This window comes from Bradyrhizobium sp. (assembly GCF_036735945.1).
Classification (GTDB): domain Bacteria; phylum Pseudomonadota; class Alphaproteobacteria; order Rhizobiales; family Xanthobacteraceae; genus Bradyrhizobium.
Genome location: NZ_DAINNI010000032.1, coordinates 1 through 20121 on the forward strand (window position 1 = coordinate 1; position 20121 = coordinate 20121).

Below are 20121 nucleotides of genomic sequence, written 5' to 3' on the forward strand. Positions count from 1 at the left end.
CACAAATGGTTCATGTCGGCGCCGATGTGCGATGCCTTCCTGGTGCTGGCGCAGGCCGAGGAAGGGCTGAGCTGCTTCTTGATGCCGCGCTTCACGCCCGACGGTGCAGTCAACGCGATACATTTTCAGCGCCTGAAGGAGAAGCTCGGCAACCGCTCCAATGCGTCGTCCGAGGTCGAATTTCATGGCGCCTATGCCGAGCGCATCGGGGAGGAAGGCAAGGGCATCCGCACCATCATCCAGATGGTCCAGCTTACGCGGCAGGACTGCGCGATCGCGTCCGCCGGTCTGATGCGTTCGGGTCTTGCGCATGCGCTGCATCACGCGCGGCATCGCAGCGTATTCCAGAAGCATCTCGCCGATCAGCCGCTGATGCAGGCGGTATTGTCTGACATGGCGCTGCACGTCGAGGCGGCGGTTGCGCTGGTGATGCGGCTGTGCCGCTCATTCGATCGTGCGCCTGACGACGCCAGGGAAGCCGCCTACATGCGGCTGTTGACGCCTGCCATCAAATACTGGGTCTGCAAGAGTGCGCCCGCGTTCCTCTATGAAGCGATGGAGTGCCTCGGCGGCAACGGCTACGTGGAGGAAGGCATTCTGGCGCGGCATTATCGGGAATCGCCCGTCAACGCGATCTGGGAGGGCTCGGGCAACGTGATGTGCCTCGACGTGCTCCGTGCGCTGTCGCGCGAGCCGGAAGCGGCCGCCGGCATCGTGCACGAATTGACCGGCGAAACACTCGGCCTGCCGGGTGCGGTCGAGGCCACGACTTTCATCGGCAAGACGTTCCGCCGGCCGGATAACGAGCGCGTCGCGCGCCTGGCGGTCGAGAAGCTGTCGCTGCTGGCCGCATGCGCCGCGCTCAACCCGGTGTCGCCGCGCCATGCGGAGCTGTTTGCGGCGACGCGCCTTGCCGGCAATCACGCCGGCATGTATGGCGCGGTCGACCTGGCTCCTGAAGATACCAGCGGCCTGCTGGAGCGTGCGCTGCCTTGACCGCAACATCAGCCGACAAGGCCGGGCATGACAAACCGAGAAAGTGATGATGGACTCCGTTACTCCCGCAAGTGCCGTTGCAGCCCCGCCTGATATTCCCGATCAGCGGCCGCCGCGTGTCTGGAAATTCTGGGGCACCACGCTGTGGGGCCTGTTCATCTTCGTGGCGATGTTCCTCGGGCAACTCGCCGTCATCATCTACTTCGTGCTTCGGCAGGGCGGCTCATTCGACGTCGCCCAGGCGATTCGGGTCGTCGGCGGCGGCCTGACCATTTCGCTGTCGGTGATCCTGGGATTGCCCGCCGTCCTGCTGGCGACATGGATTGCGATCCGTCCGACGCGTCTGTCCCTGACCGATTACCTGGCGCTGCGCTGGACCTCGTGGCGCAATTTCTTCACCGGCCTTGCGGCGCTCGCCATCCTGGTCGGCTGCTGGGATCTGCTGTCCCGGGCGGTCGGGCGCGAGGTGACGTCGGGCTTCATGGGTGATGTCCTCAAGTCCGCGCAGGCCGACGGCGCGGTATGGCTGCTCGTGATCGCGTTCTGCGTCGCGGCGCCGATGTGGGAAGAGATCTTCGCGCGCGGCTTTCTCTATCGGGGCTGGTCGGAGTCAAAGCTCGGCGTTGGCGGCGCCATCGTGCTGTCGTCGCTGGCGTGGACCGCGCTGCATCTGCAATACGACTGGTTCTTCTTCGGCGAGGTGTTCACGATCGGCCTCCTGCTCGGCTACCTCCGCTACCGCACCAATTCGCTCTGGCTGACCATAGTCCTGCACGGCATCAACAACCTGGCCGCGACGATCCAAACCTTTTGGCTATCGGGGCACGGATAGAGTTCGCCCGACGCAACGACGGCTCAGGACGCCAGCGCGATTGCAATCGGCATTGTCACCGCGGCCAGAATGGTCTGTAGCGTGATGATCTGGGCGAGTAGCGGCGCATCGCCGCCCATTTGCCGCGCCAGCACATAGGCACTCGATGCCGTCGGCACCGCCGAACAGATCGTCACGACGGCGAGGCTGGAGCCGGTTATCCCAAACTGCAGCGCCAGCGTGACGGCGATCGCCGGCATCAGCACCAGCTTGAGCACCACCGCGACGCCAGCGGCAAGGCTCGGCTTGAACAGGCCTTTGAGCTGCAGGCCGGCGCCGGTCACCAAAAGGCCGATGGCGAGGGAGGAACGGCCGAGCGCGTCCGCCACCTCGTGCCAGAGCCTCGGCAGCGGAATGTGGGTGACGTTGATCGCGAGCCCGATCAGGCAGGCCCAGATCAGGGGATTGCTCACGACAGTCACGGCAATTGAACCTGCCGAGCGCTTTTCCGGCGAGGCGTATTGGGCAAGCACGGTAACGCAGAGTACGTTGACCGTCGGGACGATGGCTATCATCGCGACGGATGCCAGCGCCAGCCCGAGAGTGCCGAACAGGCTGCCGGAGACGGCGAGCGCAACATAGGTCTGCCAGCGTGTTGCGCCCTGGAAGATCGAGGTAAAGGCAGGACCGTCAACGCCGGCGCGCGCGAGCAGGGGACGCAGCGCAAGACAGACCAGGGACACCGCGAGCGCCGACAGCAGCAGCGCGCCTCCGACGCCGCCTACCGGCACCGTGCTCAAATCGGCCTTGACCAGCGTCTGGATCAGAAACACCGGGAGCAGCACATAATAGGTCAGCCGTTCCAGCCCATGCCACTGCGTATCGAGTCGTAGCAGCGTCCGCTTCAGGATGAAGCCGAGCACGATCAGCAGGAATACCGGCAGCAGCGCCGCGATGACGACCGCCATTCGCTTAAGCCCCTTCGCGCAGTTTCTTGAGCCGGTCGAGCGCACCCTGCAGGATGAAGATCGCCGCGTGCTCGTCGATCATCTCGGCGCGGCGGGCGCGGGAGACGTCCATGCCGATCAGTTCGCGCTCGACGGCCGCGGTCGAGAGCCGCTCGTCCCAAAGGCCGATCGCGAGGTCGGTGAGCTTGGCGAGGTTGCGGGCAAAGGCGCGGGTCGATTGCGCCCGCGGGCCCTCGCTGCCGTCCATGTTGATGGGAAGTCCCAGCACGAAGCCGACCACATGGCGCTCGCCCGAGATCGCCAGCAGCCGCGCGGCGTCGGCCTTGAAGGCCTTGCGCTGGATGGTCTCGACGCCGGTCGCGAGCCGTCGGTCGGGATCGGATACGGCGACGCCGATGGTCTTGGTGCCGAGATCGAGGCCGATCAGGGCGCCGCGCTCGGGCCAGTGCGCGACGGCGTCGACCAGGGGGAGGATCGGGGCGGGCATGACCCCGCTTAACACGCGTTAAGCCTGTCAGGCAAAGCACTTACTTCACCTCTCTCGATCGAAATCGGATTTATCCGACTTCGACCAAGGCTCTTTTTGCCTCCTCGAAGGCCAACAAAAGGCCGGCAAAAAAGTGGCGTTGACCGAGAGTGGCCTATTCTCAAATGGCATTCCCAACTTGCATTTGGTGGGGTCCAATCTATTCTCGGGCGGCTGACCTTGACCGCGTCGGGGCGACGCTTTGTGGCTGCATAGAAAGCCCGTAAAAAATGAAGGCGAAGGAGGACACGCTATGACGATGAAGCATGTTGTCTTGAGTCTAGCTATCGCGCTCGGCCTTGCGGCAGTTGCCGCGCCGGCGCCCGCACAGGATGGCCCAAAACTTTACGTCTTCACATCCGGCTCGTTGGGTGGCTTCCCGAAGGCGGCTCTGCAGATGGGTGGCCAAGGTAATATTGATTGGGCGCCGGTGAGTTTCTACGTGCTCAAGCATCCCAAGGGCAACGTCATTTTCGATACCGGAAACAACGACAAGACGATAACCGATCCCGAGGGATGGTGGGGACCGCTCGCCAAGGGCTTCGGCCTCAAGATGACGAAGGATGACGCAATTCCGGCGCAGCTTGCCAAGATTGGTCTCAAGACCGACGACATCAAATACGTGGTGGCCGGTCACTTGCATCTCGATCACGGCGGCAATGTCGGCCAGTTTCCGAATGCCACGCTTGTCGTCCAGGACGACGAACTGAAGGCTGCCTGGTGGCCGGATGTCGGCTTCTCCGTCTATTACATTCCGGGCGACTTCGCCGACACCAAGAAGATGAACGTCATCCGTCTCAACGGCGATTTGGACCTGTTCGACGACGGCTCGCTGCGCGTCATGCGTGCGCCCGGCCATACCCCTGGCAGCCAGTTCGCGATCGTGAAGCTGCCCAAGACCGGCTCGGTGATCCTCACCAGCGACGTCGTCTATCTCAAGGAAAATCTCGACAAGAACCTGATCCCGCCGATCCCGGGCACACAAAGTCCGGGCGACGCCTATCGCAGCTATCAGCGCATTCGGCTGATGCGTGACGCCAATAACGCGCAGATTTTCTATGGACACGATCCGGAGATCTTCAAGGCGACGAAGAAGGCGCCCGAATTCTACGATTGAGAGCTGAACCGGCGCGGGCTCTCCCAGGCGAAACGCCCGCACCAGACTTCCAGGCGAGCCCGCCGAGGCGACGCGGCAGCAAACTTGTCCGCTGGGCGGGCGCACTCTTTCGGGACGCTGCATGACCATCTCGTCAATCGACGTGCTGCCGCGGGCTGATGCGCCAACCCGAACGAGGGATATTCCCGCCATCTCGGCTGTCGGCGTGAGCAAGCGCTACGGCAGGGTCACGGCGCTCGACCGCCTGACGCTCGACGTCCGCCGCGGCGAGGTGTTCGGCCTGCTCGGGCCGAACGGTTCCGGCAAGACCACTTTCATGCGGTTGCTTGCCGGCTATCTGCTGCCTTCGTCAGGACAGCTCACGGTGGCAGGGCTGGACGCTGTGCGCGATTCGCTCGCGGTGCGAAGGCGTATTGGCTATGTGCCGGAATCGGCCCCGCTCTATCGGCAGATGCAAGTCGGCGAATTCCTTGCATTCATGGCGCGGCTTCGCGGGCTGCCGGAACGGGCGGTCGCCTCAGCCGTGGAGCGGGTCGTCGGCCGGCTCGCGTTGGGCGACGTCGTGCACAAGCCGGCGCGGGCCCTGTCGCGCGGCTATCGCCAGCGGACTGCACTCGCTCAAGCGCTGATCCACGATCCCGACATCCTCATCCTCGACGAGCCGACCAACGGACTTGATCCCCGCCAGATTATCGAAATGAGAGAGTTGATCCGTTCGCTTGCCGGGCGCCATACGGTGCTTATCAGTTCGCATATCCTTAGCGAGGTGGAGAAGACCTCCGACCGGGTAGCGGTGCTGCTCAACGGCCGGTTGCTCGGCGTGCGGGCGATAGCCGACACGCCGGATCTCGAGAGCTGGTTTTTGTCGCTGACATGAGAACGCTGCACATCCTATTCGCCAAGGAGCTGAATGCGACGCTGACGTCGCCGATAGGCTACACGGTCGCTGCCGTGTTCCTGCTCGTGCTCGGCTATACGTTCAGCCTGACACTGTTCGTCACCAAGGTTGCGAACCTGCAATATATTTTTCACCAAATGTACGTGCTGTCGATCCTGCTGGTGCCCGTTCTGACCATGCGCACCTTCGCCGAGGAGCGCCGATCGGAAACGCTGGAGTTGCTGCTCACGGCGCCCGTCCGCGAGCTCTCGGTCGTGCTGGCAAAGTATGCCGCCACGCTGGCGCTGGTGCTCGGAATTTTTACGCTGACGCTTATCTACGCCATCATCCTCAACCTCTACGGCGAGCCGGATTGGGGACCCATCTATGCTGGCTATCTGGCGCTGGCGCTGCACGCTTCGCTGCTGGTCGCGGTCGGCCTGTTGATGTCGAGCATCACCGAAAGCCAGGTCGTCGCCGCGGCGTTGTCGATCGGCGCGTTCCTGATGCTCTGGTTCGCCGATTCAGTATCCTATCTGTTGCCGCCGCCTTTCGACAGCTTTGCGATCAACCTCTCCTTGATCGGTCATTTCAAGCCGATGGTCAGCGGCTCGGTGTTCCTGTCCGACATTGGCTATTTCGTCACCGCGAGCATGCTTGCGCTGTTCCTTACCGCCTGGGGGCTCGCGCAGCGATGAGCGACCAGCAAGGTTCGAACGACCTGCCGGCCGAGGAGACGAGCCTTCTTCACCACCTCCTTGAGCCGCTGCAATCGCTCGACTGGATCAATCTGGGCTGGTTTGCCGGAGTGGTGTTCGCGCTGGCTGTGCTGTTCGCAGCCGGGCTGAAGGTGCCTGCGCGGCTTGCTTTCGCCAGCCGCATCGCCTCTGCCACGCTTGTCGTCGCCGCCGCCGTGGCGGTCACGATCCTCGCCAATGTGGCGTTGTTTCGACACGACGCCCATCTCGACCTTACCCGCGAAAAAGCCTTCACGCCGTCGGCGGAAGCGCGCGAGGTCGTGCGCAGGCTCAGCGAACCCATCGAGGTGGTCTATTTCTATCAGAAGCAGAACCAGGGGGCGCGCGCACTAGGCGCGATGTTGCGGCAGCTCGAGCGGCAGAACGGAAATTTTCGCGTGCAGCTGATCGACGCCGACCAGAACCCGGCGCTGGCCAGCAGCCAGGGCGTGCGAACCTACAATTCGGCCCTGCTGCGGCTTGGCGAACGCCGCGTCGAAGTCATCACGACCGACGATCGGGAGATCGCGCTTGGCGTGTTGCGGCTGCTGCGCACACGCGAGGTCGTGATCTGCTTCGCGTCGGGTCACGGTGAATACGACGTCGACAATTTCGAGTTCCACACCCATTTCGAAGGCGCCCACAACCATAGCCATGATGCCTCCGGCACCAGTCTGGTTCTGATGGAACAGCACGGTCTCGGCCGCCTCAGGCGCGCCATCGAAAAGCTGGGCCTCGTCGCTCGCAAAATCTCTTTCGCCACGGGGCAGCCGATCGCGGACGATTGCGCGGTAATTGTCGAAGCCAATCCGCGGACGCGTTACAGCCCCGGCGAAACCGATTTGCTGCGCCGCTATCTGGAGCGCGGCGGGTCAGCGATGTTCCTGATCGAGCCGGACTACGCCCTCGATGAGAGCATCGCGGCGTTGCTTGCCAGTGCCGGCATCGCGGTGCGCGATGGCGTGATCGTCGATCCGACCGCGCATTATTTCACCGACGAGCAGATGCTCGCCGTATCCCGCTACGGCTCCCACCCTGCCACGCGGGGCCTGGTACTGTCGTTCTATCCCGGCGCGCGGCCGCTGGAGGTCTTGCCGGCACCGGGCGTGAGAGTGACGCCACTGGCCGCCAGCAGCGCCGACAGCTATGTCATCGCAAATCGTCTGGGGGACCAGACGAAGGCCAAGTCCGGCCCGCGTGCATCGCAAATCATCGCGCTCGCGGCCGAGGGACGGTTGAATGGGACGGCGGCAGCGACCTTCCGCTTGATTGTCGCGGGCGACGCCGATTTCGCTTCGAATTCCTTCTTTCCCTATCTGGCCAACTCCGACGCCGTGCTGGCCGGAATCTCGTGGCTGACGCGTGAGGAACGGGCGCCCGCGATGAAACCGCCGGTCGAGGTGCTGCCCACGGTCTCGCTCACGGGCGAACAGATGCGCGGCATCTTCCTGGTCACGGTTTTGTTGATCCCCGGGCTGATATCGTTTGCCGGCAGCGCGATGTGGTGGTGGCGGCGATGAGCAGGCTGGCGTGGGCGGCAGCCGCACTGGGCGCGACAGCTTTCCTCGCGGTACTGGCATTTACCGGCGGTCGCGGCGGTCCTGGGCTTGAGCCGTTCAGGCCGAAGGGATTGATGACGATCCCAGTCGAGGGCGTGCGCGAGGTCGATATGGTCGCGCCGCTCGGCCATTGGCACTTTGTGCGCACCCAGGACGGGTGGCGCGCGACGGCGGGGACAGCCACCGCAGGTTTAGACGCGCGCCTCGACAGCGCGCTTCGGCTCCTGCGCAATTCCGGGCCGGACCGCGTCTTGACCAAGGCGGAAGTGACGCGGGCCGGCGCGGCGCAGTTCGGTCTCGCGCCCCCCCGGCTGCGCGTCATCGTCAGCGGGCCGGACGCTTCGGTGTTCGCTATATCGTTCGGCGGCACCAATCCGATGGGCCTGTCGCACTATGCGCAGCTCGACGGGAGTTCGGAGATCGCGCTGCTGCCGACCTTCGTGGCCGAAGAATGGGAGCGCACCGGAGGAACGCCGTGACGACGAGGCTCGTCCGATGGGCAATGCTCTGGCTGGCGTTTATTGGCGTCGGCGAGGTTCTTGCTCATGTGACCACGACGGGACTATTGCGCATCGAATTCGCCGCTGGCCGGGTGCTCTACGCGCTCTCCGTCGCCTTGCCGGAGCTGCCGGCGGCGTCGGCGGCTACGCTCGCCGCCGCAACTGGCGGCGACCGTGCAGCGGCCGAAACGGTGGCCGAAGCGGCGCGCGGGAGCGTTACCATCGACATCGACGGCAGTCGCTGCCCCGCCGGACGAGTCCGCATCGGAGGTGCCGGCGCCAACGAGGCGCGCGCGACGGTCGAGATCGACTTCACCTGCGACGCCTCGCATGGTCGCCTCGTCATCACCGAAGACTGGCGCGCCTTTCTGGGCGAGCACTATCAGACCCTCGGCAATCTTCGCACGCCGAGCGGCGAGCGCCAGGTGATCTTCGGAGAGGAATCAAGGTCCGTCACTGTGGATATCGACCGCACCGTGGCGACGGGCTTGTTCGACTTCGTCAAGCTCGGCATCGAGCACATTCTCACCGGCTATGACCATTTGCTGTTCCTGGTCGCGCTGCTGGCCACCGCGCGAGGTGCGTGGTCGGTAGTGCGCATCGTCACGGCCTTCACATTGGCGCACAGCGTGACGCTGTCGGTCGCGGCGCTGGGCATTGTGACGATACCCGACCGCATTATCGAGCCGCTGATCGCGGCCACGATCGTCTGGGTCGCGCTGGAGAATCTTTTCGCGGCCGAGCCAGACAGGAGGCGGTGGATATGGAGTTTTGGCTTCGGCCTTGTGCACGGCTTCGGGTTTGCCTCTGTACTTGGCGAGCTCGGCCTGAAGGGGGCGACACTGGTGCGTGGGCTGGTGGGTTTCAATGTGGGGGTCGAAATCGGGCAGCTCATTTTCGTTGCCGTCTTCCTGCCGGCGCTAATGTGGCTGTCGCGCGGTCGCGGCGCGCGGCTGACCCCGCGTATCGCCTCGCTGGCTGTGGCGGCGATCGGCACCTACTGGCTGGTCGAACGTATCTTTGTTGGTTGAGTGCCGTTGTGGCGCTGTGGCGTAGCAGTTCTGGGCGGGTAGCGGCCGTCCCGACTGAGCGACGGCAGCCAGCAATTCCCCGTGGCGAAATGAACGCGAGATGAGACGATGACGATGGATGCGCTTAGCCTGTTTGACCTATTCGCAGGTAACCGCTCGGGCTCGTCGAGGCGTTCTGGGCCCGCGCCGCGGCGTCGGCGTGTCAGGCGGCGATGACCTCGCCATGGCCGCTCAGGCAGGATGCAAAGCCCTGCAGCGCGCTGTATTGATGGGCGCTGCGGCGGGTGATGAAGAGCGTCTCGACGCGCGCCTGTGCCGGGCTCAGCGTGTGGACGCTGACGCTGTCGTTGCGCCCGACCACGGCGCGCGGCAGCAGCGTCACGCCCATGTCGGCGGCGACACAGCCGACCATGCCGTCCAGCGTGCCGAGTTCGAACCGCGCGGCCGACGGCCAGCCGAATTCCGAAAACACCTGTTCGAGCCGCTGGCGGTAGGTGCACCCGGTACGGAACACCAGCGCGGTCGGGCCCGAGCCCGGCGTGCCCGCGCGTAAAGCCTTGAGGCTCTGCCAGCGCCGCGCCGTGACCAGAACCAGTTCTTCGCGGAAGGCGACCGTCGCCTCGAGTTCGGCATGCTCGATCGGCCCGGCGACGAATGCGCCGTCGAACGTGCCGTTGAGGACGCCGGCCACGAGTTCAGCCGTTGTCGATGTGCGCAGGCTCAATTGCACCGCTGGGAAGCGGCGATGGAATTCGGCGAGCAAGGCGGGCAGGCGGACGGCCGCCGTCGTCTCCATCGAGCCGATGGCGAGCGGTCCCTTCGGCTCGCCGTCGTCGCGCGCGGCCAGCAGCGCCTCGCGCGTCAGCGCCGCCATCCGCTCCGCATAGGGCAGCAGGCGGCGGCCCGCGCCGGTCAGCGTCATGCCGCGGCTGTGACGCTCGAACAGCGCGGTGCCGATCTCGGCTTCAAGCGCCTTTACGCGCTGGGTGACGTTGGACTGCACGGTATTGAGTTCGTCGGCAGCGCGCGTGATGCCGCCGAGCCGCGCGACGGCTGCAAACGTCTGAAGGTCGCTCAATTCCACGGAATTACCCCGTTCCTTATATTAGATGGCAGGGTTCTTTAGTATTCATTATTATAGAATGTTAGTTCGGCTTATGCTGCCTGTCCAGACGAGGGAGCAACGCATGCCGATCAGTACTGATTTGACGGCGCTTTTGGGCATCCGACATCCGATTCTGCTCGCGCCGATGGACACGATCGCGGGCAGCCGGCTGACGCGGGCCGTGAGTGAAGCAGGCGGCTTCGGTATCCTTGGCGGCGGCTACGGAGATCGCGCCCGGCTCGAAGCGGAGACCGCGAAGCTGAAAGATTTCGCTGAGCCGTTCGGCATCGGCTTCATCACCTGGAGCCTCGCGAAGAAACCCGAACTTCTCGACATCGCACTCGGCGCCAATCCGCGCGCCATCATGCTGTCGTTCGGCGATCCCGCGCCGTTTGCGCCGAAGATCAAGGCGGCGGGTGCCTTGCTGATCTGCCAGGTGCAGAGCGAGGAGATGGCGCGGCAGGCGCTCGATGCCGGTGCCGTCGTTTTGATTGCGCAGGGAACCGAAGCGGGCGGACACGGCGCCTCGCGGACGACGCTCGATATCGTGCCCGCGATCGTCGATCTTGCGGCGGGACGCGTCCCGGTTGTCGCTGCCGGCGGCCTTGCCGACGGGCGCGGGTTGGCGGCGATGCTGATGCTTGGTGCATCCGGCGTGCTGATGGGTACGCGCTTCTATGCCAGCATCGAGGCTGATGGCGCCGAGCGAGCGAAGCAGTTGATACGGGCGGCCAACAGCGGCGAAACGGTACGCGGCGTGGTGTTCGACTGGTCGCGAAACCTGTTATGGCCGGCACCATTTACCGCGCGCACGCTGATCAACGATCATGTGCGGACCTGGGCGGGCCGCGAGATCGAACTGATGCAGCGTGCGGACCAGGTCGCGGCGGACTATGCCGCGGCGAAAGCGGCCGGCAATTTCGACGTCGCCGCCGTCTTTGCCGGTGAGTCCGCAGGGCTGATCCACGACATCCCGCCGGCGGGCGAAATCGTTGACAGGATCGTCACCGAGGCCGACCAGATATTGAGCGGACGACGCAACTCCGTCGCCGCCTGAGCACTCACGTCCCAGTTTATTCAAGCGAGCAAAACCATGTGGCCAGACCGCCGGATCATCGACCTCTTCAAGACTGAATTTCCGATCGTGCTGGCGCCGATGGCCGGCATCATGGATGCCGAGCTGGTGATCGCGGCGGCGCAAGGTGGCGCGCTGGGCTCGCTGCCCTGCGCGATGATCACGGCCGAGAAGGCGCGCGAGCAGGTCAACATCATCCGCCAGCGCGTGTCTGCGCCGGTCAACATGAACTTCTTCTGCCACACGCCTGTCGATGCCGATCCGGCGCGCGAGGCCGGCTGGAAGGCGCGGCTTGGCGCCTATTACAGGGAGTTGGGCATCGATCCGGTCGCGCCGATCAGCGCCGCCAACCGCGCGCCGTTCGACGAGGCGATGTGCGCGGTGGTGGAGGAGTTGAAGCCGGAAGTCGTCAGCTTCCATTTCGGCCTGCCGGCGCCCGCGCTGGTCAAGCGGGTCAAGGCAGCGGGCGCGATCGTGATGGCGTCGGCAACGATCGTGAAGGAAGCGGTCTGGCTGGAAGCGAACGGCGCCGACGTCATCATCGCGCAGGGCGCGGAAGCCGGCGGCCATCGCGGCATGTTCCTGACCGAAAATATTGCCGAGCAGCCCGGCACCTTTGCGCTGGTGCCGCAGGTGGTCGATGCGGTGAAGGTGCCGGTCATCGCAGCCGGCGGCATTGCCGACGGGCGCGGCATCGCAGCCGCCTTCGCGCTCGGCGCCTCCGGCGTGCAGATCGGCAGCGCCTATCTGCGCTGCCCGGAATCGAAGGTGACGGCGGCTGCGCGCGCCGCGCTGGCTGCCGCGCGTGACGATACCACCGTGATCACCAATGTGATGACCGGCCGTCCCGCGCGCGGCGTCGCCAACCGCGTCATGCGCGAGGTCGGCCCGATCTCGCCGGATGCCCCGGCGTTCCCGCACGCCGCCACCGCGCTCGGGCCGCTGAAGGCAGCGGCCGAGAAACTCGGCAAGGTCGACTTCACCAATCTCTGGGCCGGGCAGGCGATCCGGCTGGGCCGGGAGGTGCCGGCGGCGGAACTGACCCGCTCGCTGGCGGACGCCGCGCTGGCGCGCTTGAGCGCGCTGGGCGGATGAGGCGGTGCATATGAGACCCGCTTTGCCACTGAGAGCGGCGATGGCAGACCTCAACAGGGATTTGAGTTGGGCCAACGAGCGACATTAGCCTTGGGGCTCGGCAGCAACGCGCGGCAGGCTAGACAGCCATATGAATTCGAGGTCAAGGCAACGATCAGGACGGCCCACTCTTCGCTTTCGAGGAGAAAGGGGACGAAGGTCAAGACCTGGACCGCGACGATCAGGGCGAGGACCGTTAGCCAATAGGTGCGGCGGCCAATCCGGCCGTCGAAGCTGAAAAGGATCTTCTGCAGTTTCATCGCATCTTCGCCAGGGGCGTCCTCTCGGGTGCCTTGATTGGTCGGTACTGCGGCGGATATGGTTCGCTATTCGTCACTAAAGTCGAAACCAGGGTAGCGTGAGGTAAACGCACCCAATCATGGCGACCACGGGAATCACCCACAACCATCCCGACCACAACGGTCGCGACCAACGCTCGGGCAGGAATGCGGCGCCAAGGCCGAATACAAGCGCTCCCAGAGCGGCGGTCGCAGTCCAGCCGTACCAATACGTCGCTGGCATAAAGCTTCCCATCGACGGCCCCACGCTGTCTCTCGAATGATGAGTGCCGAGAAGCACGACGCGAATCGATGGATAGACGGTGAACAGCGCGAGGTCGAGCTTGACCGCGACCACGTAGAGCGCCGCAAAGGCTACTCCGAATGCAAATGCGAAGCTGCGAAACCGTGAGGGTGGCGTCATCGCTCGAAACCCATGATATTGTTCAGGACGTGCCCGATCAGAAAGCTCCACCAGACGATGAAGGCAAGGATCAAGGTCAGGGCGGCGGGCGTTCGAGAGGGGTCGTCGGTTCGCTGCTGTCGCCAACAAACCCAATAGGCAGGCAGCATTGCCAACCCGATGGAGACGAAATGCTCCTTCAGATCAAAAACACCAAGCGCAGGCCAATGACCGGCGCGCTCCAGGTCGGGCCGGATCTGGACCCGGAATGACAGGTACAAAACCGCGCCCAACAGCGCGGAGACCGAATAGAGAAGGACGATGGCATTGGCAAATGACCCGGGCGTCACGGCGCGAAAGCGGCCGACGAATGAACCACGTCGGCCGCGCGATGGCATCCATGCCGCGATTGCCTGATGTGTGATCGCACCGAGCAGGGCGACCGCCACCAGCCCGTGAACAATCAGCAGAGCCGTATTCAGGTACATCCTCCGCTCTCTTCACGTCCCTACTTGAACAGCTCCACAGTTGCGAATGGCTCGGCCGACCACGGTCGGAAGCGATTGAGGGTGAATTTCGTCTTCTGGTTAGGTTCAACATCCACCAGGACGTAGTTGTATTCCTCCTTGGGCGGCTCACCCTTCCAGTAAAGGTCCGGTGGATAGTCCGCCGGCAACTTGATGCTCGTTCGCCCTGGGAGGATCGGGTCCTGTTCGGCGCCGCCGCCGCCCAACATCAGGTATTTCACGCCGTCAACGTCGAACAGCTCGGTGGTATGGACGTGTCCGTTGAACACGATCACTTCCATGTCTTTCGCGTAAGCTGCGATCACCTTGTGCGGATTATCAGGCGCAGGAATGGCGCCGAGGCCGGACCGGGCGAACGTCGGGTAGTGGAAGGTGATGAAAATCTTGCGGATGCCGGCGGCCTTGGCTTCGTCCATCCATTGCTGCAACTGCTTCATCTGCTCCGCGTATTTCGGCCGATCAGCGTCCCATAGCGACGGCGACCGGTAGTCGTACTTGCCGCTCCACAGATAGATGAAGCGGACGCCATGGAGATCGAATTTGTAGATCAGGTTCTCCGGTGTGACTCCGAACTTCTTCAGGTACGGGACAGCGTCCAGCACACCCTCGATCTTGGGATCGCCCCACACCTCGTGATTACCCACCCCCATGAACCATCGCCCCTCCAGCCCGGCGGCGCGCATCTCGCCATCCGCGGGTGGGAGTTGCTTCAACATGGTCTCGTTCACCCGCTTCCAGTACGGGCTGTCGGCAACGGTGCGGCCCTGGTTTCCCCACCAGATGACATCGCCGCTGTTGACCACAAATTTGGCCCGCCCGGATTTGACGTCTTTCACGATTTCGCGGGCTACCCATTCGCCGCCCTGAAGCCGAAACATCGTACGTTGCACACCGGGAAGCAGTTTTACGTCCTCGACCGACGCCTCGGTGACCCATCCCTTGTCTAGCGTCAGAGTCATGACTTCTGACTTGGACTCGAACGGCATCACGACCTTGATAAGGTCCTTGGTGACGGGATCGAAGATCATCTTAACATCCCTTTTCACCACCGCTTCAGCAATTTTTTCGGGCATGACCAGTCCGAACATTTCAACGAACAACTGATTTAGTTCCGGCTGCCCCTCCTTGTACGGGAGATACATCATCGGTCGCGAGTCGCCGTAGGCGGCAAATGAAAAGGCAGCCGACGGAGCTTGTTGGGCCATCGTAGCCGGCGGAAGAAAGGCAGGAAGCAATGCCAAAGTCGAGAGCAGAACACGGCGGCTGATTCCGAAGCGAGAAGAGATCGATTTCATGAATCTTTCCTCCGAGTTAGGCAATGGAGCGTACGTGTCACATGCGCTCCATTGTTGTTATGCCCTTTGCACGTTCTCTCGGGTCGCCTCTACTTTCTGTGCGATCTACTGACCCGGGCGATTCTTGATCGACTCCTCGATCTTCTTCTTCACTGATTCGAGGTTGAAGGAAGCCGGGTCCTGCATCGGCGGAAATTCGATTGCCGTCTGGGCCAGCTTCCCGACATACTCCTGAACCAGAACGAAACGCCAGAACTCGCGGGCGAAGAAGTCGTTGCCGTAGCCGAATGCACCCGTGTTCGACGATTCGCCGCGAATGAACGGCGTGCGCTCGAACGGATCCTGGCGAATGTTGACCATCGAAGGCATGTCCGTGGTGGTTTTCTCGCCCGGCCAGCCCCACGGCTGCACATAGAACTGGAACTTGAAATTGCCGATGCGCACCGCACCCAGCTGTGCTCCACCGAAGTAGAAGATCTCTTCTCGCTTGGATGGGCCTTTCCCGGTGAGCAAGTCCATCTGATTGTAGCCATCCAGGTGATTCTTGTAGGTCCGGTCGCCGAGCTTCACGCCCTTCAGCAGTTGCTCGGTGATATTGGGATTGCCCACCGCCGCCATCAGGGTGGGGAACCAATCGAGACCTGAGAAGATTCCGTTTTCGACGCTCCCTGGCTTGACCCGGCCCGGCCAGCGGATGATGGCCGGTGCGCGGAAGCCACCTTCGCCGACGGTGCCCTTAGTATTCTTGAATGGCGTCATGCCGCCATCCGGCCAAGTGAATACCTCGGCACCGTTATCCGTGGTGAAGATCACGATGGTATTGTTGGCCTCGCCAATGTCATCGAGCTTCTTCATCAGGGCACCGACGCTGTCATCGAGCTGAGCCATGCCGGCTTCCTCGAGACCGAAATTGGTCTCGCTGTTCTGCATGGCGCTGTATTTCTTCGAGAGGAAGGTCCAGACGTGCATGCGAGTGGTGTTGTGCCAGATGAAGAACGGTTTGCCTTCCCGCTTGGTCTTGTCCATGAAGTCGCCAGTAGCTTTGACCAGCACCTCGTCGAAGGTCGTCATGTCGTACTTTGCTTTCAGGAACGGCAAGTCGTGCATGTTCGGAACGTTCGACATGTCGGGGAACGGCGGCAGTGGGCCTTCGTCGATGATCCTCTGCTTGCCGATCTTGCCCCAACGCGGCATCTCGGTCGTATCGTCGGTATCGGTCGCGAAGCTGCGGATCAGGCTGCGCGGGCCGTTCTTGTTGTAATAGTCCTGGTTGACGGGAAATGAGTACCAGTACGGATCGGACATCGCATCGAGGTGATATAGATATCCGAAGAACTCGTCGAAGCCGTGCAGGGTCGGGAGGTATTTGTTCAGATCGCCGAGATGGTTCTTGCCAAACTGACCGGTGGCATAACCCTGCGCCTTCAGAGCGGTGGCGAGCGTGACCGCCTGTGCCGGCATGCCGACATCCGCTCCAGCCTGGCCGACGGTGGTCAGCCCGGTGCGAATAGGCAGTTCGCCGGTGATGAAGTTCGCCCGGCCCGCCGTGCAGCTTGCCTCGGCGTAGTAGTCCGTAAAAATCATGCCTTCTGACGCCAGCTTGTCCAGATTCGGCGTCTTCCCCGACATGATGCCGCGATGGTACGCGCCGATGTTGAACCAACCGACATCGTCGCCCATGATGACAAGTATATTTGGTGGCCGCTGTTGTTGCTGCGCGGTCGCTGGCAAGGTTGCCGGCGTCAAATTGGTGGACAGCGCGACTGCGCTCGTCCAGATGAGGTTACGGATACTCATGGTACGTTTCTCCAAATGATTTCGGATCGTTCGCGCATCGAACGATTCCATCTGTTGGTCCGGACCAATTCCTGATTTTGGGCTATCGACGTGTTATGTGGGGTCGAATACGGAATTTAGAGTCGGCTTGCAGCAATAGGTTGTTGCGAGGCATGGAAAGAGCCTTGACGAGACTTTGCTCGTGGGCTGGCAGTTCACTAACGCTTAAGTTGATGGACGTTTGATTGATCGGCTGTTGATCTAGATCAATGCAATTCCGGTTCGATCCGAGACGGAAAATCGACTTTCTTGCTGACAGACAGGTCGGTAGCCAGTGCACTGCGAAAGCAGCGGGCGGTTCTGCAGGCACACGCCCTTGGCCGTGCTATCGTGGCAGTGTGTTCCTAAAACGCGTGAACCCAGGCTTCGGGATAGAGTGCGTAGGCATTGCCTCGCCGCGCCAGCCGCGAGAAGGCCGGGAAATGCAGATGCATCCCGGCGATCAGGACGCCGTCGGCGGCGACGCGGTCGAACATGCGCTTGCGCGAGGCAGCAGCGGCGGCGAGATCGGTGTCGAAGGCCATGCCGGCTTCCGGAAATGCGGTCTGCACTTCCGGCACATGCACGGTGTCGCCCCAGATCATCAACTGTTCGTTGCGGTCAACTCGCAGCGCAGGGCAGCGCCATTGGCTTCGATGAAATCCATGCTGCGCTCCCCGGCGGCTTTTGATCTTGTTCTTGTCACCCGGCGAGCGACTGCCCGTTGACCTCGACTATGGAGGTCCACGATAGCGAAGGAGGCGCGAATCTCAAATCATGAAGGGCGGGGCGCCACTGTCGGCCCCTTGCGGGCTCAATGCGCCGGTTCGTCGCGCCTGGTTTCCAGATGTTCGACAGCCAGCGCCCGGTAGTGCGCGGCCATTTCCTTGTAATGCTGGCGTGAGATCGGGTCGGTCGCGCTTTCAGCGCGGCGTTCGAACATTTCCGCCTTTTTCTGCAGGATCTTAGCCTGAGACATGGCTCTCCTCCCGTTCCCTCCCGTTCGGTCAGGTCAAGCAGGCGAGGTAGACGATCGCGATGCCGAGGGCGGTCCCGATGGACCAGAGGGCGGGATCCCAGCTTTCCGAACCGGCACGGTCATTTTCGATGGTCGACATGAGACGGCCTCCCGACGTTCTGGCCGTGACTCCATTCCCCGTCTGTTTCAGGACGACTACGCCGGGGGACGAAAATGGTTTCATCGGAGCGTTTTTGCCCAGGAAATCCGCGCTTCGTACATGAAAGCTTGTCCGCCCGGGGCGGGAAACGCCCAAAGGCCCGCCGGTGCCCGTTCCCGCAGGTTGCGGCGCAAAAGCGGCCTCTGCTATACGGCGGATGCCAATTCCCCGTTTGAGGCCTATATTAATGTCCGTTGATGCCGCCACCGTTCGCCGCATCGCGCATCTGGCGCGAATTGCGGTCACCGAGGCCGAGGTTCCCCACCTGCAGGGCGAGCTGAACGCCATGCTGGCGTTCGTGGAGCAGCTTTCGGAGGTGAACATCGACGGCGTCGAACCGATGACGTCGGTCACCCCGATGGAAATGAAGAAGCGCAGCGACGTGGTCAATGACGGCGAAATTCCCGACGACATCGTCGGGAATGCGCCGGAAACACAGAACCATTTCTTCCTGGTGCCGAAGGTGGTGGAATAAACTCTGTTCTTGCTTGGATCGGAAGTCCGATGTGTCTGCTCTGCGACGACGAAAAGGCCTATCAGGCCTATATGAACTACCTCGACGCGATGGAGCGGCAGGGCAAGGCCGCCGATCCCGACAAGGCGATGGATGCTGTCCTCGACGCGCTCGAGGCCAATGAGCGGACGCGGCCCAAGCCGGACGATCCCGCCAACGACAAGACGCTTTCTCCGTTCTTCTGCAGCCCGATCAATAAATGACCGACCTGACATCCCTGACGATCGCCGAGGCCCGCGAGGGCCTCGCGAACAAGTCTTTCACTTCGCTTGAACTGACGGACGCGCATCTTTCCGCGATCGAGGCGGCGCGCTCGCTCAACGCCTTCGTGCTGGAAACGCCTGACAAGGCCCGCGACATGGCGCGCGTGGTCGATGCGAAGATCGCCAAAGGCGAGGGCGGCCCGCTTGCGGGCATTCCGCTCGGGATCAAGGACCTGTTCGCGACGAGGGACGTGCGCACCACCGCGTGCTCAAAAATCCTCGGCAATTTCGTGCCGCCCTACGAATCCACCGTGACCTCGCAGCTCTGGCGCGACGGCGCTGTCATGCTCGGCAAGCTCAACAATGACGAGTTCGCGATGGGCTCGTCGAACGAGACCTCGTGCTTCGGCCCGGTGGTCAACCCGTGGCGGCGCGAAGGCTCCAACACCACGCTGGTGCCGGGCGGCTCGTCGGGCGGATCGGCCTCCGCCGTGGCGGCGCTGCTCTGCATGGGCGCGACCGCGACCGATACCGGCGGCTCGATCCGGCAGCCTGCCGCCTTCACCGCGACCGTTGGCGTCAAGCCGACCTATGGCCGCTGCTCGCGATGGGGCATCGTGGCGTTCGCGTCCTCGCTCGACCAGGCCGGGCCGATCGCGCGCACGGTGCGCGATTCCGCGATCCTGATGCGCTCGATGGCCGGCCACGACCCGAAGGACACGACGTCAGTCGACATCGGCGTGCCCGATTACGAAGCTGCGATCGGCAAGTCCGTGAAGGGGATGAAGATCGGCATACCGAAGGAGTATCGCCTCGACGGCATGCCGGCGGAGATCGAAAAGCTCTGGACCGAGGGCGCGGCGTGGCTGAAGGCGGCCGGCGCCGAGTTGGTCGATGTGTCGCTGCCGCACACCAAATACGCGCTGCCGGCCTATTACATCGTGGCGCCGGCGGAAGCCTCGTCCAACCTCGCGCGCTACGACGGCGTGCGTTACGGCCTGCGCGAGCCCGGCCGCTCGATCGGCGAGTTGTACGAGAGCACCCGCGCCGCGGGCTTTGGTGATGAAGTGCGCCGCCGCGTCATGATCGGCACCTACGTGCTCTCCGCCGGCTATTACGACGCCTATTATCTGCGCGCGCAAAAAGTCCGCACGCTGATCAAGAAGGATTTTGAGGATTGCTTCGCCAGGGGCGTCAACGCGATCCTGACGCCTGCGACGCCGTCGGCGGCGTTCGGTGTCGGCGAGAAGGGCGGCGCCGATCCTGTCGAGATGTATCTCAACGACATCTTCACGGTGACGGTGAACATGGCGGGACTTCCCGGCATCGCCGTGCCGGCCGGCAAGGACGCGCAGGGCCTGCCGCTCGGCCTGCAACTGATCGGCCGTCCGTTCGACGAGGAGACGCTGTTCTCGCTCGGCGAAATCGTGGAGCAGGCGGCCGGCCGCTTCACGCCGCCGCGCTGGTGGTAG

23 protein-coding genes are annotated in these 20121 nt (G+C 63.2%); 13 read left to right on the forward strand and 10 right to left on the reverse strand.

Annotation, left to right across the window (positions count from 1 at the left end):
- The coding region (locus V7E26_RS13550; protein ID WP_324416658.1) for an acyl-CoA dehydrogenase family protein at positions 1 to 996 on the forward strand (996 nt) is incomplete at its 5' end.
- 49 nt (positions 997 to 1045) lie between these two features.
- Positions 1046 to 1828 carry a CPBP family intramembrane glutamic endopeptidase gene (locus V7E26_RS13555; protein ID WP_324416660.1) on the forward strand — a complete coding sequence of 261 codons (783 nt, stop codon included), beginning with the start codon at positions 1046 to 1048 and terminating at the stop codon, positions 1826 to 1828.
- A 23-nt stretch (positions 1829 to 1851) separates the two neighbouring features.
- Here the strand turns inward: V7E26_RS13555 and V7E26_RS13560 are convergent, their stop codons facing one another.
- Positions 1852 to 2775 (reverse strand): AEC family transporter, encoded by a 924-nt coding sequence (locus V7E26_RS13560; RefSeq protein ID WP_324416662.1) that lies wholly within the window; start codon positions 2773 to 2775, stop codon positions 1852 to 1854.
- A gap of 4 nt (positions 2776 to 2779) precedes the next feature.
- The gene (gene ruvX / locus V7E26_RS13565) at positions 2780 to 3262 is read right to left on the reverse strand and encodes a Holliday junction resolvase RuvX (RefSeq protein WP_324416664.1); all 483 of its coding nucleotides are present in this window, start codon (positions 3260 to 3262) and stop codon (positions 2780 to 2782) included.
- Between the two features lie 292 nt (positions 3263 to 3554).
- On the opposite strand from ruvX, the gene V7E26_RS13570 reads away from it, so the two are divergent.
- The 6 genes from V7E26_RS13570 (at position 3555) to V7E26_RS13595 (ending at position 9122) form a co-directional block, all read left to right on the forward strand.
- Positions 3555 to 4418, forward strand: a complete 864-nt coding sequence (locus V7E26_RS13570) for an N-acyl homoserine lactonase family protein (RefSeq protein WP_324416666.1) — start codon at positions 3555 to 3557, stop codon at positions 4416 to 4418.
- A gap of 121 nt (positions 4419 to 4539) precedes the next feature.
- Positions 4540 to 5295, forward strand: a complete 756-nt coding sequence (locus tag V7E26_RS13575; RefSeq protein ID WP_324416668.1) for an ABC transporter ATP-binding protein — start codon at positions 4540 to 4542, stop codon at positions 5293 to 5295.
- Entirely contained in the window at positions 5292 to 5993 is a 702-nt protein-coding gene (locus V7E26_RS13580) for an ABC transporter permease (protein ID WP_324416669.1), read from the forward strand. Before V7E26_RS13575 ends, V7E26_RS13580 begins: the two co-directional genes overlap by 4 nt.
- Positions 5990 to 7552 (forward strand): GldG family protein, encoded by a 1563-nt coding sequence (locus V7E26_RS13585; RefSeq protein WP_324416671.1) that lies wholly within the window; start codon positions 5990 to 5992, stop codon positions 7550 to 7552. Before V7E26_RS13580 ends, V7E26_RS13585 begins: the two co-directional genes overlap by 4 nt.
- Positions 7549 to 8070: a hypothetical protein gene (locus V7E26_RS13590; protein ID WP_324416673.1), complete on the forward strand. Its 522-nt coding sequence runs from the start codon at positions 7549 to 7551 to the stop codon at positions 8068 to 8070. The genes V7E26_RS13585 and V7E26_RS13590 overlap by 4 nt, the downstream gene beginning before the upstream one ends.
- Positions 8067 to 9122: a HupE/UreJ family protein gene (locus V7E26_RS13595; RefSeq protein ID WP_324416674.1), complete on the forward strand. Its 1056-nt coding sequence runs from the start codon at positions 8067 to 8069 to the stop codon at positions 9120 to 9122. The genes V7E26_RS13590 and V7E26_RS13595 overlap by 4 nt, the downstream gene beginning before the upstream one ends.
- Positions 9123 to 9324: 202 nt before the next feature.
- Here V7E26_RS13595 and V7E26_RS13600 read toward each other — a convergent pair whose 3' ends face one another.
- Entirely contained in the window at positions 9325 to 10206 is an 882-nt protein-coding gene (locus V7E26_RS13600; RefSeq protein WP_324416676.1) for a LysR family transcriptional regulator, read from the reverse strand.
- 103 nt (positions 10207 to 10309) lie between these two features.
- On the opposite strand from V7E26_RS13600, the gene V7E26_RS13605 reads away from it, so the two are divergent.
- Positions 10310 to 11284, forward strand: coding sequence for an NAD(P)H-dependent flavin oxidoreductase (locus tag V7E26_RS13605; protein WP_324416678.1), 975 nt, complete (start codon positions 10310 to 10312; stop codon positions 11282 to 11284).
- Positions 11285 to 11320: 36 nt separating this feature from the next.
- Positions 11321 to 12397: an NAD(P)H-dependent flavin oxidoreductase gene (locus tag V7E26_RS13610; protein WP_324416680.1), complete on the forward strand. Its 1077-nt coding sequence runs from the start codon at positions 11321 to 11323 to the stop codon at positions 12395 to 12397.
- Positions 12398 to 12447: 50 nt separating this feature from the next.
- Here the strand turns inward: V7E26_RS13610 and V7E26_RS13615 are convergent, their stop codons facing one another.
- The 7 genes from V7E26_RS13615 to V7E26_RS13645 form a co-directional block, all read right to left on the reverse strand.
- Complete coding sequence (locus tag V7E26_RS13615) at positions 12448 to 12696, reverse strand: DUF805 domain-containing protein (RefSeq protein WP_324416682.1); 249 nt, start codon at positions 12694 to 12696, stop codon at positions 12448 to 12450.
- A 76-nt stretch (positions 12697 to 12772) separates the two neighbouring features.
- Positions 12773 to 13138 (reverse strand): hypothetical protein, encoded by a 366-nt coding sequence (locus V7E26_RS13620; RefSeq protein ID WP_324416684.1) that lies wholly within the window; start codon positions 13136 to 13138, stop codon positions 12773 to 12775.
- Positions 13135 to 13605, reverse strand: coding sequence for a hypothetical protein (locus V7E26_RS13625; protein ID WP_324416686.1), 471 nt, complete (start codon positions 13603 to 13605; stop codon positions 13135 to 13137). Before V7E26_RS13625 ends, V7E26_RS13620 begins: the two co-directional genes overlap by 4 nt.
- 20 nt (positions 13606 to 13625) lie before the next feature.
- Positions 13626 to 14939, reverse strand: a complete 1314-nt coding sequence (locus tag V7E26_RS13630; RefSeq protein ID WP_324416688.1) for a metallophosphoesterase family protein — start codon at positions 14937 to 14939, stop codon at positions 13626 to 13628.
- A gap of 105 nt (positions 14940 to 15044) precedes the next feature.
- Positions 15045 to 16736, reverse strand: coding sequence for an arylsulfatase (locus V7E26_RS13635; RefSeq protein WP_324416690.1), 1692 nt, complete (start codon positions 16734 to 16736; stop codon positions 15045 to 15047).
- A gap of 383 nt (positions 16737 to 17119) precedes the next feature.
- Positions 17120 to 17359, reverse strand: a complete 240-nt coding sequence (locus V7E26_RS13640; protein WP_324416692.1) for a hypothetical protein — start codon at positions 17357 to 17359, stop codon at positions 17120 to 17122.
- Between the two features lie 209 nt (positions 17360 to 17568).
- A complete protein-coding gene (locus tag V7E26_RS13645) occupies positions 17569 to 17733 on the reverse strand; it encodes a hypothetical protein (RefSeq protein WP_324416694.1) in 165 nt (54 codons plus the stop codon).
- A gap of 386 nt (positions 17734 to 18119) precedes the next feature.
- On the opposite strand from V7E26_RS13645, the gene gatC reads away from it, so the two are divergent.
- The 3 genes from gatC to gatA are packed head-to-tail and all read left to right on the forward strand — an operon-like array spanning position 18120 to position 20121.
- Entirely contained in the window at positions 18120 to 18407 is a 288-nt protein-coding gene (gene gatC, locus V7E26_RS13650) for an Asp-tRNA(Asn)/Glu-tRNA(Gln) amidotransferase subunit GatC (RefSeq protein ID WP_324416696.1), read from the forward strand.
- A gap of 29 nt (positions 18408 to 18436) precedes the next feature.
- Positions 18437 to 18649, forward strand: a complete 213-nt coding sequence (locus V7E26_RS13655) for a hypothetical protein (protein WP_324416698.1) — start codon at positions 18437 to 18439, stop codon at positions 18647 to 18649.
- Positions 18646 to 20121, forward strand: a complete 1476-nt coding sequence (gene gatA, locus V7E26_RS13660; protein ID WP_324416700.1) for an Asp-tRNA(Asn)/Glu-tRNA(Gln) amidotransferase subunit GatA — start codon at positions 18646 to 18648, stop codon at positions 20119 to 20121. Before V7E26_RS13655 ends, gatA begins: the two co-directional genes overlap by 4 nt.